This window comes from Janibacter melonis, from assembly GCF_020567375.1.
Classification (GTDB): domain Bacteria; phylum Actinomycetota; class Actinomycetes; order Actinomycetales; family Dermatophilaceae; genus Marihabitans; species Marihabitans melonis.
In genome coordinates this window covers 727,935-742,530 of sequence record NZ_JAJBZM010000001.1, presented here as the reverse complement: position 1 = coordinate 742,530, position 14,596 = coordinate 727,935, and the positions used below count along the sequence as shown (strand labels likewise).

The 14,596-nt window shown below is 72.1% G+C and carries 12 protein-coding genes; 9 read left to right on the top strand and 3 right to left on the bottom strand.

Features of this window, described 5'->3' with window-relative positions:
- The 3 genes from LIV55_RS03430 to LIV55_RS03420 are packed head-to-tail and all read right to left on the bottom strand — an operon-like array spanning nucleotide 1 to nucleotide 3,293.
- On the bottom strand, nucleotides 1–1,374 hold the full coding sequence (locus tag LIV55_RS03430) for an NAD(P)/FAD-dependent oxidoreductase (RefSeq protein WP_191563103.1): 1,374 nt from the start codon (nucleotides 1,372–1,374) through the stop codon (nucleotides 1–3).
- Nucleotides 1,375–1,378: 4 nt separating this feature from the next.
- The gene (locus LIV55_RS03425; protein ID WP_191563104.1) at nucleotides 1,379–2,785 is read right to left on the bottom strand and encodes an aspartate aminotransferase family protein; all 1,407 of its coding nucleotides are present in this window, start codon (nucleotides 2,783–2,785) and stop codon (nucleotides 1,379–1,381) included.
- Nucleotides 2,786–2,804: 19 nt separating this feature from the next.
- Nucleotides 2,805–3,293 carry an Lrp/AsnC family transcriptional regulator gene (locus LIV55_RS03420; RefSeq protein ID WP_068274735.1) on the bottom strand — a complete coding sequence of 163 codons (489 nt, stop codon included), beginning with the start codon at nucleotides 3,291–3,293 and terminating at the stop codon, nucleotides 2,805–2,807.
- Nucleotides 3,294–3,465: 172 nt separating this feature from the next.
- On the opposite strand from LIV55_RS03420, the gene LIV55_RS03415 reads away from it, so the two are divergent.
- The 9 genes from LIV55_RS03415 (at nucleotide 3,466) to LIV55_RS03375 (ending at nucleotide 14,414) form a co-directional block, all read left to right on the top strand.
- Nucleotides 3,466–4,911, top strand: a complete 1,446-nt coding sequence (locus LIV55_RS03415) for a gamma-aminobutyraldehyde dehydrogenase (protein ID WP_123092767.1) — start codon at nucleotides 3,466–3,468, stop codon at nucleotides 4,909–4,911.
- Between the two features lie 95 nt (nucleotides 4,912–5,006).
- Nucleotides 5,007–6,257 (top strand): ABC transporter substrate-binding protein, encoded by a 1,251-nt coding sequence (locus LIV55_RS03410; protein ID WP_123092871.1) that lies wholly within the window; start codon nucleotides 5,007–5,009, stop codon nucleotides 6,255–6,257.
- Nucleotides 6,257–7,411: an ABC transporter ATP-binding protein gene (locus LIV55_RS03405; RefSeq protein ID WP_123092768.1), complete on the top strand. Its 1,155-nt coding sequence runs from the start codon at nucleotides 6,257–6,259 to the stop codon at nucleotides 7,409–7,411. Before LIV55_RS03410 ends, LIV55_RS03405 begins: the two co-directional genes overlap by 1 nt.
- A complete protein-coding gene (locus LIV55_RS03400) occupies nucleotides 7,408–8,328 on the top strand; it encodes an ABC transporter permease (protein ID WP_224766768.1) in 921 nt (306 codons plus the stop codon). Before LIV55_RS03405 ends, LIV55_RS03400 begins: the two co-directional genes overlap by 4 nt.
- Nucleotides 8,329–8,387: 59 nt before the next feature.
- Nucleotides 8,388–9,164 carry an ABC transporter permease gene (locus LIV55_RS03395; protein WP_229299569.1) on the top strand — a complete coding sequence of 259 codons (777 nt, stop codon included), beginning with the start codon at nucleotides 8,388–8,390 and terminating at the stop codon, nucleotides 9,162–9,164.
- A gap of 37 nt (nucleotides 9,165–9,201) precedes the next feature.
- Entirely contained in the window at nucleotides 9,202–10,479 is a 1,278-nt protein-coding gene (locus LIV55_RS03390; protein ID WP_229299181.1) for a saccharopine dehydrogenase family protein, read from the top strand.
- Between the two features lie 13 nt (nucleotides 10,480–10,492).
- Complete coding sequence (locus LIV55_RS03385; RefSeq protein ID WP_229299180.1) at nucleotides 10,493–11,356, top strand: nitrilase-related carbon-nitrogen hydrolase; 864 nt, start codon at nucleotides 10,493–10,495, stop codon at nucleotides 11,354–11,356.
- Nucleotides 11,353–13,041 carry an amidohydrolase gene (locus LIV55_RS03380; RefSeq protein WP_229299179.1) on the top strand — a complete coding sequence of 563 codons (1,689 nt, stop codon included), beginning with the start codon at nucleotides 11,353–11,355 and terminating at the stop codon, nucleotides 13,039–13,041. Before LIV55_RS03385 ends, LIV55_RS03380 begins: the two co-directional genes overlap by 4 nt.
- Complete coding sequence (locus tag LIV55_RS03375) at nucleotides 13,038–14,414, top strand: APC family permease (protein ID WP_229299178.1); 1,377 nt, start codon at nucleotides 13,038–13,040, stop codon at nucleotides 14,412–14,414. Before LIV55_RS03380 ends, LIV55_RS03375 begins: the two co-directional genes overlap by 4 nt.
- Nucleotides 14,415–14,596: the final 182 nt, after the last annotated feature.

The window sequence follows — 14,596 nt, the reverse complement described above, 5'->3', positions numbered from 1 at the left end:
TCAGTGCCCGGTGAGCCGGTCGAGCACGGGGGCGATCCGCGCGGGGGACCCGGTGCGCCGCTCCTCGTGGTCGGCGAGCACTGCGGCGCGCAGACCGGTGTTGACCCCCAGCCAGCGCAGCGGCTCGGGCTCCCAGTCGGGGGAGCGGTGCCCCACCCACGGCAGCTCGGTGCGCGAGGTCGTCGCCCCGGTGACGAGCTCGGCGAGGGTGCGCCCCGCGAGATGGCTCGTCGCGACCCCGTCGCCGACGTACCCGCCGGCCCAGCCGACCCGCGCCGCCCGGTCGTAGCCGACGGACGGGTGCCAGTCGCGGGGGATGGCGAGCGGCCCGCCCCACGCGTGGGTGAAGTCGAGCTCGACCTGCGGCAGGAGCTGGCGAAGGGTGGTCCGCAGGGCCGCGAAGACCGCGTCGTCGTGGTCGAAGGAGGGGCGGATCCGCGAGCCGTAGTGGTAGGGCGCCCCCCGCCCGCCGAAGGCGATCCGGTCGTCGACGGTGCGCTGGCCATAGACGACGAGGTGCCCGTGGTCGGCGAAGACCTCGCGGTCGGCCAGACCGACCTCGTCCCACTGCTGCGACGTGAGCGGCGCGGTGGCGACCATGAGCGAGTAGACGGGCGCGAGCCGTCGACGCAGCCGGGGCAGCGTCGCCGTCCACGCCTCGGTGGCGCGCACGACGGTCCCGGCCGACAGCTCGCGCCCGTCGTCGAGCAGCAGCCGGTGCGTGCGTCCCTCGCGCACGACGTCGGCCACCCGCGCCTGCTCGACGACGACGCCGCCGCGCCGGCGCACGGCCGCGGCCAGCCCGTCGGCGAGACGGCGGGGGTGGACCCGGGCGCAGTGCGGGCTCGCGGTCGCGCCGAGCACGGTGCGACCGGGCCGGTCGGCCGCGGCGAGCCGCTCGAGCGCCTCGTCACGCTCGAGCCAGCGGGTGCCGCCGCCCCACCGGGCGTCGGCCGCCACCTCCGAGCGGGCCCGCGCCTCCTGGGCCCGGCCCCGGGCGAGGACGAGGGTGCCGCCACGCACGTAACCGGCATCCACCCCTTCGTCCGCGGTCGTGCGACCGATCTCCTCGACGCTCTCGCGCAGCGCGGCGAGCATCGCGTGGGCGGCCGGTGCCCCGTGACGGGCGGCGAGGGCGTCGCCGGAGACGGGGAAGAGCGCGCTCACCCAGCCGCCGTTGCGCCCGCTCGCGCCGAAGCCGACGTGCTCGGCCTCGAGGACGACGACCTCGATGCCGGGCTGCTCGCGCAGCAGGTGGTACGCGGTCCACAGACCCGTGTACCCGCCGCCGACGACCGCGACGTCGGCGCGCGCGGGCAGCTCGGGCGGGGTCGGGCTCGGCGCCGCGTCGTCCCACCACAGGGGGTGGACCACGGGGCTAGAGCAGCTTCTCGCCGGCGACGAGCACCGAGCGCAGGCGCTGCTCGATGTCGTCGAACTCGGCCGGCCCGATGGTGAGCGGCGGGCTGAGCTGGATGACGGGGTCGCCCCGGTCGTCGGCTCGGCAGTACAGGCCCGCCTCGAAGAGCGCCTTCGAGAGGTAGCCGCGCAGCAGGCGCTCGGACTCGGCCTCGTCGAAGGTCTCCTTCGTCGCCTTGTCCTTGACGAGCTCGATCCCGTAGAAGTACCCCTCGCCGCGCACGTCGCCGACCATCGGCAGGTCGAGCAGTCGCTCGAGGGTGCGGCGGAAGGTCGGGCCGTGCTCGCGCACGTGCTCGACGATCCCCTCGCGCTCGAAGATGTCGAGGTTCTCCATCGCGACCGCCGCGGCGACGGGGTGCCCGCCGAAGGTGTAGCCATGGGCGAAGGACGCGGTGCCGTGCTTGAAGGGCTCGAAGAGGCGCTCGCTGGCGATCATCGCGCCCATCGGCGCGTAGCCGGAGGTCAGCCCCTTCGCGCACGTGATGATGTCGGGCTGGTAGCCGAACTGCTCGGCGCCGAACATCGACCCGACCCGTCCGAAGGCGCAGATGACCTCGTCGGAGACGAGCAGGACGTCGTAGGTGTCGCAGATCTCGCGGACCCGCTCGAAGTACCCGGGCGGGGGAGGGAAGCACCCGCCGGCGTTCTGGACCGGCTCGAGGAAGACGGCGGCGACGGAGTCGGGGCCCTCGGTCTCGATGGCGACGGCGATCTGGTCGGCGGCCCAGCGGCCGAAGGCCTTCTCGTCCTCGCTGTAGACGTCGGGGGCGCGGTAGAAGTTCGTGTTCGGCACCTTGTGGGCCCCGGGCACGAGCGGCTCGAACATCTCCTTGAGCGGCGGGATGCCGGTGATCGACAGGGCGCCGTGCGGGGTGCCGTGGTAGGCGACCGAGCGTGAGATGACCTTGTGCTTGCCCGGCTTGCCGGTGAGCTTGAAGTACTGCTTCGCGAGCTTCCACGCGGACTCGACGGCCTCGCCGCCGCCGGAGGTGAAGAAGACTCGCTCGAGGTCGCCCGGGGCCATCCGGGCGAGCCGCTCGGCGAGCTCGATCGCGGCCGGGTGGGCGTAGGACCACAGCGGGAAGAAGGCGAGCTGCTCGGCCTGCTTCGCCGCGGCCTGGGCGAGCTCGGCCCGGCCGTGGCCGACCTGGACGACGAAGAGCCCGGCGAGCCCGTCGATGTACTCGCGCCCGCGGTCGTCCCAGATGCGGTGGCCCTCGCCGCGCACGATGACCGGCACCTCGCCGCCCTCCTCGAGCACGGAGTGGCGGGTGAAGTGCATCCACAGGTGGTCGCGGGCGGCGTCGGCGTGCCGGCTGCCCGACCGGGTCGTCATCGGCCCGGTCTGCGGGGTGGTGGTCATGCTGCTCCTGTCGCGGGGCTCATCGCGTGCCCCAGTCGTAGTGCTGCTTGTCGAGACGCAGGTAGACGAAGGTCTCGGTGCTGCGGACGCCGGGGATGGTGCGCAGCCGGGTGGTGAGCAGCTCGAGGAGCTGCTCGTCGTCCTCGCAGACCATCTCGACGAGGACGTCGAAGCTGCCGGCCGTCGTCACGACGTAGGCGGCCTCGGGCATCGCGGCGATCTGCTCGGTGACCGGGCGCAGGTCGCCCTCGACGGTGAGCCCGATCATCGCCTGGCGGGTGAAGCCGACCTGGAGGGGATCGGTGACGGCGACGATCTGCATGACGCCGGCCTCGAGCATCTTCGTGGCCCGCTGCCGCACCGCGGCCTCGGACAGACCCACCTCGCGGGCGATGGTCGCGTAGGACTGGCGGCCGTCGACCTGGAGGTGCTCGATGATCTGCTTGCTCACCTCGTCGAGCCGCACCCGTCCCCGGGGCTCTGACGCGTCGGGCGAAGGGGTGGCCATGCGCCCCATCGTGCGCCCAGATGGTCGCTCTGACAAGCCTGCTTCGACGATATCCGTACGAAACACGGGCGTGATCAGAAGTTTTCGCACCTTCTTCACCATGGGTCTGTCGAGATCGACATCTGCCGTCTATCGTCTGTCTCACCCATCCCCCTTCGCAAAGGACGCACCAGTGACCGAGACCCGGACCCTGCGCAACTTCGTCGGCGGCGAGTACGTCGACACCGAGAGCGAGGGCAGGACCGACCTGGTCAGCCCGGCGACCGGTGAGGTCGTCGCGTCCGCGCCCGTCTCCGGCCAGGCGGACGTCGACGCCGCCTACGTCAGTGCCGCCACCGCGTTCGAGGAGTGGGGCCAGACCACCCCGGGGGAGAGGCAGACCGCGTTGCTGCGGTTCGCCGACGCCCTCGAGGCCCGGGCCCAGGAGTTCGTCGAGCTGGAGGCCGAGAACACCGGCAAGCCCTTCGCGCTCACCGCCAGCGAGGAGGTGCCGGTCATGTGCGACCAGCTGCGCTTCTTCGCCGGCGCGGCCCGGGTCCTCGAGGGCAAGGCGTCCGCGGAGTACATGCGTGGTCACACGAGCTGGATCCGGCGCGAGCCGATCGGCGTCGTCGGCCAGGTGACCCCGTGGAACTACCCGATGATGATGGCCGCCTGGAAGATCGGGCCGGCCCTCGCCGCGGGCAACACCATCGTGCTCAAGCCGAGCGACACGACCCCCGAGACCACCCTGCTCATGGCCGAGATCGCCGCCGAGCACATGCCCGCGGGTGTCTTCAACGTCATCACCGGTGACCGCGAGACCGGTCGGATGCTCGTCGAGCACACGACCCCGGGTCTCGTGGCCATCACCGGCTCCGTGCGCGCCGGTGTCGAGGTCGCGGCCTCCGCCGCGCGCAACCTCACCCGCGCGCACCTCGAGCTCGGTGGCAAGGCCCCGGTCGTCGTCTTCGACGACGCCGACATCGAGGCCGCGGTCGAGGGCATCGGCACCGCCGGGTACTTCAACGCCGGCCAGGACTGCACCGCCGCGACCCGTGTGCTGTGCACCCCCGGCATCCACGACGACTTCGTCGCCGCGCTCGCCGACTTCGCCCGCACGCAGGCCAAGGTCGGCCGGCCCGACGACGAGGACGCGCTGCTCGGCCCGGTGAACAACGCCGACCAGCTCGCGAAGGTCTCCGGCTTCCTCGAGCGGCTGCCCGACCACGCCTCGCTCGACGCCGGCGGCACCCGCCTCACCGAGCTCGGGGGCGGCTTCTACCTCAGCCCCGCCGTCGTGTCGAACCTGCGACAGGACGACGAGGCCGTGCAGCAGGAGATCTTCGGCCCCGTCATCACCGTGCAGCGCGTCGCCGACGAGGACGAGGCCGTGCGCTGGGCCAACGACGTCGAGTACGGCCTGGCCTCCTCCGTGTGGACCCGCGACTTCGGTCGCGCCATGCGGATGAGCAAGCGGCTCGACTTCGGCTGCGTGTGGATCAACACCCACATCCCGCTCGTCGCCGAGATGCCGCACGGCGGCTTCAAGAAGTCCGGGTACGGCAAGGACCTGTCGATGTACGGCTTCGAGGACTACACCCGGATCAAGCACGTCATGGCCAACATCGACAGCTGAGCCGGGCACCCCTTCGCCGCCGGCCGGTCCACCCGGCCGGCGGTACCCCTCCACCCCGCGACCGCCCGCGGTCCCGTCCCGTGAAGAAGGCCACCATGACGCCTCTGCGGCCCCCCTCCGACCCGATGACCGCCGCGCTCGTGCGGGCCGCGCAGGCCTCGCAGCGCTCACGGCTGACGCGTCGCTCGGTCCTCACCGGCGGTCTGCTCGGCGGCGCGGCGCTCGCCGCCGCCGGGTGCGCACCGCCGCCCCCGCCGTCGGCCGAGGGCGGCACGGTCGCGCTCGACCTGCCCGACGACCTCTCCGACGAGGAGAAGGTCGTGCGGTGGGCGAACTGGACGGCCTACCTCGACATGGACGACGACGGCAAGCGCTACCCGACGCTCGACGCCTTCAAGAAGAAGACGGGCATCTCGGTGACCTACACCGAGGACATCGACGACAACGACACGTACTTCAACAAGATCGCGCCGCAGCTGCGCGCCGGTCAGGACATCAAGCGCGACATCTTCACCTTCACCGACTGGATGGCCAACCGGATCATCCGTGAGGGGCTGTGCCAGCCGCTCGAGCTCATCCAGATGCGCAACGCCGGCAACCTCCTCGAGCCGCTGCGCGAGGTGAGCTTCGACCCGGGCCGGCAGAACTCGCTGACCTGGCAGTCCGGCTTCGCCGGGATCGGCTACCACAAGAAGAAGGTCGGCCGGGAGCTGAAGTCGCTCGAGGACCTGTGGGCCGACGACCTCAAGGGCCGGATCTCGGTGCTCTCGGAGTTCCGCGACACCGTCGGTCTCATCCTGCTGCAGCAGGGGGTCGACATCGACCAGGGCATCACCAAGGAGCAGTTCGAGACCGCCGTCGCCGAGGTCGACAAGCGTGTCACCGACGGCTACATCCGCCGGATCAAGGGCAACGCCTACCTCAACGACCTCAAGAGCGGCAACGCGATCGCCGGCATCGTGTGGAGCGGCGACCTCTTCGTGCTGCGGGCCGAGACCGAGGACGACAACTGGGAGTTCGTCATCCCCGAGTCCGGCGGCACGCTGTGGAGCGACAACATGATGGTGCCGATCACCTCGACGCACCGCCGCAACGCCCAGCGGGTCATGGACTACTACTACGACCCGAAGGTGGCCGCGGAGGTCGCCGCCTGGGTCAACTACATCTGCCCCGTCGAGGGCGCTCGTGAGGAGATGGAGAAGATCGACCCCGAGCTGGCGAAGTCGCCCTTCATCTTCCCCGGGGCCGACTACATCCGCGACAACAACGTCCAGGGCTTCGCCGCGCTGTCGGCGCAGGACGACGCCGAGTTCAGCGACATCTGGTCGCGGACGGTGGGCAACTGATGGCCCGCCGCTCCGGGTCCGGCTTCCGTGAGGCGCACGGCGACCTCGAGCTCGAGTCGGTGACGAAGTCCTTCGGCGACTTCACCGCCGTCGACGACCTCGACCTCACCATCCCGCGCGGGTCCTTCTTCGCCCTCCTCGGCCCCTCGGGCTGCGGCAAGACGACGACCCTGCGCATGGTCGCCGGGCTCGAGCAGCCGACCTCCGGTCGGGTCCTCATCGGCGAGACCGACCTCACCGGGTCGCGCCCCTACGAGCGCCCGGTCAACACCGTCTTCCAGAGCTACGCGCTCTTCCCGCACCTCACCGTGCGCGACAACGTCGCCTTCGGCCCGCAGCGGCGCGGCGAGAAGGACGCGCGCACGAAGGCCGACGAGGCGCTCGAGCTCGTGCAGATGGGCCACCTCGCCGGGCGCAAGCCGACCCAGCTCTCCGGTGGTCAGCAGCAGCGCGTCGCGCTCGCCCGGGCCCTCGTCAACCGCCCCGAGGTGCTCCTGCTCGACGAGCCGCTCGGCGCGCTCGACCTCAAGCTGCGTCGCGAGATGCAGGTCGAGCTCAAGCGCATCCAGACCGAGGTCGGGCTCACCTTCGTCCACGTCACCCACGACCAGGAGGAGGCCATGACGATGGCCGACACCGTGGCCGTGATGAACCAGGGCCGGATCGAGCAGATGGGCCACCCCGAGGCGCTCTACGACCTGCCGCGCACCGCCTTCGTCTCGACCTTCCTCGGCCAGTCCAACATCGGGGCCGGCCGGGTCGTCGACCGCGACGGCGACTTCGAGGTCCTCGAGGTCGCGGGTACCCGGGTCAAGGTGCACCGGGAGCGCTCGGGCGGCGAGGGCGACGACGTCCTCTTCGGCGTGCGCCCCGAGAAGGTGACGATCCACGAGCACCGCCCCGACGGCGCCGGCAGCGACGTGCGCGCCGTCGTCCAGGACGTCTCCTTCACCGGGGTCGCGACGCAGTACCTCGTCGAGGTACCGAGCGGCTCCGTGTGGTCGGTCTACGAGCAGAACCTCGACGTCGAGCGCAACACGATCCGCCGCGGCGACGAGGTGTGGCTGTCGTGGAAGGACGCGCACGCCTTCGCCGTGCCCGCCGACGCGCAGGCCGCCGAGGCCGGTCGCGTCGCCGCGGGGGAGCCGGCGTGAGCATCGCCCACGGTCTCGGCGCCGCCGCCGGGACCGGCGGTGACGGGGCGGACCACGCGAAGGGCGGGCGCCGCTCGAGCCGGACGGCCTACCTGCTGCTCCTGCCGGGCGTGCTGTGGCTCGTCGTCTTCTTCGTCGTGCCGCTCGTCCAGCTCTTCACCGTCTCGCTGCAGAGCGACTTCCCGGGCTACCCGGGGTACTACTACCGCGACGTCAACCTCGGCAACTACGTCGACGCCTTCGTGGAGTTCTGGCCGCACATGGTGCGCTCGCTGCTCTTCGGCGGGCTCGCGACCTTCTTCGCCTTCGTCCTGGCCTACCCGCTCGCCTACGCGATGGCCTTCAAGGCCGGGCGCTGGCGCAACGTCATGCTCATCTGCGTCGTCGCGCCCTTCTTCACGAGCTTCATCCTGCGCACGATCGCGTGGCGCCAGATCCTCTCCGACGAGGGTCCCGTCGCGAGCACCCTGCGCACCCTGCACCTGCTCCCCGGCGGGCACATCACCGAGACCTGGGTCGCCGTCGTCGCCGGTCTGACGTACAACTTCTTGCCCTTCATGGTGCTGCCGATCTACGCCTCGCTCGAGCGGGCCGACCCGCGGGTCATCGAGGCCGGCGGCGACCTCTACGCGAACGGCTTCACGACCTTCCGCACCGTCACCCTGCCGATGTCGCTGCCCGGCGTCCTCGCCGGCACGCTGCTCACCTTCATCCCCGCAGCGGGCGACTACGTCAACGCCGAGCTGCTCGGCTCGGACCGGAGCACGAAGATGGTCGGCAACGTCATCGAGAGCCAGTTCTTCCGGGTGCCCGGCGGCTTCGACACGGCGGCCGCGCTGTCCTTCACCCTCATGGCGATCATCCTCGCCCTCGTCTTCGTCTACGTCCGCCGCTTCGGGACCGAGGAGCTGCTGTGAGCGCCACGTCCACCCCCTTCGTGCGCCGGGTCCGCTTCTGGATCGGCGAGCGCTTCGCGATGATCGCGGCGCTGCTCGCGCTCTTCTACCTCTTCCTGCCGGTGGCGTACACCTTCGTCTTCTCCTTCAACGACTACAAGAAGTCGAACATCACGTGGAACTCCGAGGCGGGGCCGACGCTCAAGCACTGGCAGAACCCGTGCGGTGCGCCCGGGGTGTGCGAGTCGCTCGTGAAGTCCATCCAGATCGGCGCGATCGCGACGCTCGTCGCCACCGTCCTCGGCACGATGATCGCCTTCGCCCTCGTGCGGCACCGCTTCCGCGGGCGCGGCACGGGCAACTTCCTCGTCTTCATCCCGATGGCGACGCCGGAGATCGTCCTCGGTGCGAGCCTGCTGACGATCTTCGTGCAGGGCTTCTCGCGGGTGGGGCTGCAGCTGGGCTTCTGGACGATCGTCATCGCCCACATCATGTTCTGCGTGAGCTTCGTCGTCGTCACGGTCAAGGCCCGGCTGCAGAGCCTCGACCCCCGGCTCGAGGAGGCGGCGCAGGACCTCTACGCCGGGCCCGGCGGGACGTTCTGGAGGGTGACCTTCCCGCTGGTCCTGCCGGGCATCGTCGGCGCCGCGCTCCTCGCCTTCAGCCTGTCCTTCGACGACTTCATCATCACCAACTTCGTGTCCGGCGACGAGACGACCTTCCCGAAGTTCGTCTACGTCAGCTATCTGCGCGGCATCCCCGCGCAGGCCAACGTCATCGGCTTCTCGATGTTCGTCATCGCGGTGCTGCTCGTCGTCCTCGCGCAGGTCGTCGGCAACCGCCGCAAGAGCGCCTGACCCGCGCGAGAGCGCGGCGGGCGGAGGAGGAGACCCCGTGCGAGTGCTCATGATCGGTGCTGGGGGCGTCGGCGACGCCGCGGCGAAGATCGCCGTCGACCGCGACTACTTCGAGCGGTGGGTGGTCGCGGACTACTCGCTGGAGCGGGCCGAGTCGACCGTGGCCGCGGCGAGCGGGCGAAGGGAGGGCGAGTCCCGTCTCGTGGCCGCCCAGGTCGACGCCTCCGACCCAGGGGCGGTCGCGGCGCTCGCGCGCGAGCACGGGGCGACCCACGTCTTCAACGCCGTCGACCCGCGCTTCGTCATGCCGATCTTCACGGGGGCGCTCGCCGCTGGGGCGGACTACCTGGACATGGCGATGTCGCTGTCGCGGCCACACCCGGAGCGCCCGTACGAGGAGGTCGGGGTCAAGCTCGGCGACGAGCAGCTCGCCCAGGCGGGGGAGTGGGAGTCGGCGGGCCGGCTCGCGCTCGTCGGGATGGGCGTCGAGCCCGGGCTGTCCGACGTCTTCGCCCGGTACGCCGCCGACGAGCTCTTCTCCTCGATCGACGAGCTCGGCACCCGCGACGGGGCGAACCTCGTCGTTCGCGACGCGGAGGGGCGCGAGGTCTTCGCGCCCGGCTTCTCGATGTGGACGATCATCGAGGAGTGCCTCAACCCGCCGGTCGTGTGGGAGCGGGAGCGGGCGCAAGCCGCCGGCGGCGACGTCGAGGCGGGCTTCTTCACGCTGCCCCCCTTCGCCGAGCCCGAGGTCTTCGACTTCCCCGAGGGGATCGGCCCGGTCGAGTGCGTCCACGTCGAGCACGAGGAGGTGCTCCTCATGCCGCGGTGGGTCGACGCGCAGCGGGTGACCTTCAAGTACGGGCTCGGCGCCGAGATGATCGCCATGCTGCGCCAGCTGCACGCGCTCGGGCTCGACTCGACGCAGCCGGTGGACGTCAAGGGCGTGCAGGTCAGCCCTCGCGACGTCGTCGCCGCCGTGCTGCCCGACCCCGCGAGCATCGGCCCGCGGATGGAGGGCAAGACGTGCGCCGGGCTCTACGTCACCGGCACCGGCACCGACGGGCAGCCGCGCGCGGTCTACCTCTACCACGTCGTCGACAACGCCGACTCGATGCGGGACTTCGACGCCCAGTGCGTCGTGTGGCAGACCGCGATCAACCCCGTCGTCGCCCTCGAGCTCCTCGCGACGGGGGAGTGGTCCGGCACCGGCGTGCTCGGCCCGGAGGCCTTCCCCGCGCGCCCCTTCCTCGACCTCCTCGCAGCCCCCGCGCCGGCCGGGTACGGCTCGGCCTGGGGGATGGAGGAGCGATGAGCGCGGTGGCGCGATGAGCGAGAGCCCCGTCGCCGGTCGAGGTGCGAGGGCCCGCCAGGGCCTGAGCCCCGAGACCACCGTGCCGCCCCCCGAGACCCTGCGGGTCGCGGTCTGGCAGTGCCACCCCGAGCCCCGCGACCCGGCGGCGAACCTCGCCCGCCTGCGCGCCGCGGCGACGTCAGCCGCGGTGCAGGGCGCGCGGGTGGTCGTCGCCCCCGAGGCCGTGCTCACCGGGTACGACGTGGGGGTCCTCGAGCCGGAGGACGTCGACGGCGCCGTCGACGCAGTCGCCGAGGTCGCTCGCTCGACCGGGGTCGCGGTCGTCGCGGGCGTCCTGCGCGTCGACCCCGCGGGGACGTGGCGCAACAGCGGGGTCGTCGCCTCCGCCGAGGGCGTCGTCGTCCACGACAAGGCGCACCTCTTCGGCGGTCTCGACGCGACCCGGGTCGAGGCGGGCGACCACCCCTTCGCCCTCGGCTCGGTCGACGGGGTGCCGGTCGCGACGATGGTCTGCTACGACGTGGAGTTCCCCGAGGCGGTGCGTGCGGCGGCGCTCGCCGGGGCACGCGCCGTGCTCGTGCCGACGGCCAACATGGAGCCCTACGTCGCGGTCAACGACATAGTGGTGCGCTCACGGGCGATCGAGAACGCGACGCCCGTCGTCTACGCCAACCACTGCGGGAGCGAGGGCGAGACCCGCTACGTCGGGGCGAGCGTCGTCGTCGGGCCGGACGGCGCCGTCCTCGCCCGCGGAGGACCCGACGGCGAGGAGCTCCTCGTCGTCGACCTGCCGCTGCGCGCCGCGCGCCCGCCGGACGGGGCGACCTACCTCGCCGACCGCAGGCCCGAGATCTACGACGCCGGAGGCGAGCGATGAGCCAGACCACCCTCTTCACCGGACGCATCTGGTCGGCGTGCACCGGCGACCTCGACGCGCTGCTCGTCGACGACGGGCGGGTCGTCGCGACGGGCGACCGGGCGCGCGAGCGCGCGGGCGAGATCGGGGCCGTCGAGCACGAGGTCCCGACCCTGCTGCTGCCCGCCTTCGGCGACGGCCACGCCCACCCGCTCTTCGGCGGGCTCGAGTCCGAGGGGCCCGCGATCCGGGGGTGCACGAGCGTCGAGGAGATCGTCGCCGAGGTCGCGCGGTACGCCGCGGCCCACCCCGACCTCGACGTCATCCGCGGCGCGTCCTACGACGCGAGCCTCGTCGACGGGGGGCTCTTCGACGCGCGCTGGCTCGACGAGGCCGCACCCGGCCGGCCGGTCGTCCTGCGGGCCTGGGACTACCACACGGTCTGGGTGAGCACGGCGACCCTCGAGCGCTGCGGCATCACCGCGCAGACGCCCGACCCGCCGCTGGGCGAGATCGCGCGACGACCCGACGGCTCGCCGCTGGGCACGCTGCGCGAGTGGGGGGCCGTCGACCTGGTCATCGACGTGGTCGGCGAGTGGGACGTCGAGACGATGGTCCGCTCGGTGGAGCGGGCCGGTCGCGCCTACGCGGCCCTCGGCGTCACGTGGGTGCAGGACGCATGGGTCACCCCGACCGAGCTGCCGGCCTGGCTGCGCGCCGCCCGTGAGGACCGGCTGCCCGTGCGCTTCGACCTCGCGCTGCACGCCGACCCGCGGCGCTGGCCCGACCAGCTCGAGGAGATCCTCGCGATGCGCGAGCAGGTGCGGGCGCTGGGCCATCCGCACCTGAGGGCCGAGTCGGTGAAGTTCTTCGCCGACGGGGTCGTCGAGAACGCCACGGCCGCGCTGCTCGAGCCCTACGCCACGCTGCTCGACGGCAGCCTCCCGGAGGAGCACGCCGCGTGCGGGTGCCCGGTCGACGGGATGATGGTCTGGCCGCCCGAGCAGCTCGCCGAGGCCGTCACCGCGGTGGACGCCCACGGGCTGCAGCCGCACATCCACGCGATCGGCGACCGGGCCGTGCGGGCCGCGCTCGACGCGGTCGCGGCCGCCGAGGCCGCCAACGGTCCGCGTGACCGACGTGCCGTCATCGCCCATGTGCAGCTCGTCGACGCGGCCGACCGGGCCCGCTTCGCCGAGCTCGGCGTCATCGCCAACGCCGAGCCGTTGTGGGCCCAGCTCGACGACCTCATGACGGTGCTCACCGTGCCGCGGCTCGGCCAGCCGCGGGTCGACGAGCAGTACTGCCTGGCCGACCTGCACGCGCTCGGCGCGCCGCTGAGCTTCGGGTCGGACTGGCCGGTGAGCTCCGCGGACCCGCTGGAGGGGATGGCGGTCGCGTGCTCGCGGCAGACGCAGGACCGCGTGCCGGAGGGCGGGTGGGTGCCCGAGCAGCGCCTGCCGGTCGAGGCGGCGCTCGCCGCCTACACCCTCGGCAGCGCGCACCAGGCGCGCCGCGACGCGGGCTGCCTCGACCCCGGGTGCGTCGACGGCGGGCCGGTCGCCGATCTCGTCGAGCTCACCGCCGACCCGCGCGACCTCCCTTCGCCGCGTGACATCGACGGCATCCGGGTCCGACGGACCTGGCTGGCTGGCCGAGCCGTCCATCCCTCCCCAGCCACCGACGAGGCAGGAGCCCCGAGATGAGCACGACCCCTCGACCCACGCCCGCGAGCCGGCAGGACGTCACCCTGCGCCGCGCTCTCGGGCTGCCCTCGCTCGTCCTCTTCGGGCTGGCCTACCTCGTGCCGCTCACGGTCTTCACGACGTACGGCATCGTCACGCAGGAGACCGGCGGGCGGGTCGCCCTCGCGTACTGCGTGACGACCTTCGCGATGATCTTCACCGCCTTCAGCTACGCGCGGATGGTGCGCGCCTTCCCCGTGGCGGGGTCGGCGTACACGTACTCGCAGCGCACCTTCGGCAGCCACGCGGGCTTCCTCACCGGGTGGTCGCTCATGCTCGACTACCTCTTCCTGCCGATGATCAACTACCTCGTCATCGGCATCTACATGGAGGCGCAGTTCCCCGCCGTGCCGCTGTGGGTGTGGGTGGTGCTCGCGATCGCGCTCGTCACCGTGCTCAACGTCGTCGGCATCACGAGCATCGCGCGGGCCAGCTCGATCATCATCGCCGTGCAGGCCGTCTTCATCGTCGTCTTCGTCGCGCTCGCGCTGCGGGCCGCCGGTGGTGTCGAGACGGTCGTCAACCCCTTCGTCGGGGATGCCTCGGTCGAGGGGATCGGGCCGGTCCTCGCCGGGGCGGCGATCCTGTGCCTGAGCTTCCTCGGCTTCGACGCGGTGTCGACGATGGCGGAGGAGGCGCGCGACCCGCGGCGGGACATCCCCCGGGCGATCCTGCTCGTCACCGTCGCCGGCGGCGTGATGTTCGTGCTGCTCTCCTCGGTCGCCCAGCTCGCGGCGCCCGCGACGACCTTCGCCGACCCGGACTCGGCGACGCTCGACGTCATGGCGGCGGTGAGCGGGTCGTGGCTGGGCACCTTCTTCACCGCCGCGTACGTGGCGGGCTGCATCGGCAGCGCGCTCACCTCGCAGGCCTCGGTCACCCGGATCATGTACGTCATGGGCCGCGACGGGGTGCTGCCCCGCCCGCTCGCGCTGCTGTCACGACGGTGGCGCACGCCGGTTGTCGCCATCGTGCTCGTCTCGGTGATCTCGCTGCTCGCCACGGTCATCAGCCTCGACCTGCTCGCGTCGGTCGTGAGCTTCGGCGCGCTCGCCGCCTTCTCGACCGTCAACCTCGCGGTCGTCAAGCACTACGTCGTCGACGAGGGTCGGCGTGCTGGGGCCGATCTCGTGCGCTACCTCGTCATGCCGCTCGTCGGCTTCGCGATGTCGGTGTGGCTGTGGACCTCGCTCAGCGGTCAGTCGCTGCGGCTGGGCCTGATCTGGCTCGCCGTGGGCATCGCCTACCTCGCCTGGCTCACCCGCGGCTTCCGCCGCCCGCCCCCGGAGATGGACTTCGCCGAGGCCGACGTCGAGAGCGGGATGGCGCGGTGACGCAGGCCCGGTGACGGGGATGGGGACGGTTGGTGGATGAGGTGCGAAGGCCCGCCAGGGCCTGAGCCTCGAAACCGCGCGGGGTGGTGGTCTCGGCCCCCCCTTCGCCGAGGTATGGCAATGCGCCCGGATCCTGGGGGATCGACGATGCTCGGCGCGATGACCGCGTCGCCGCCGTGCAC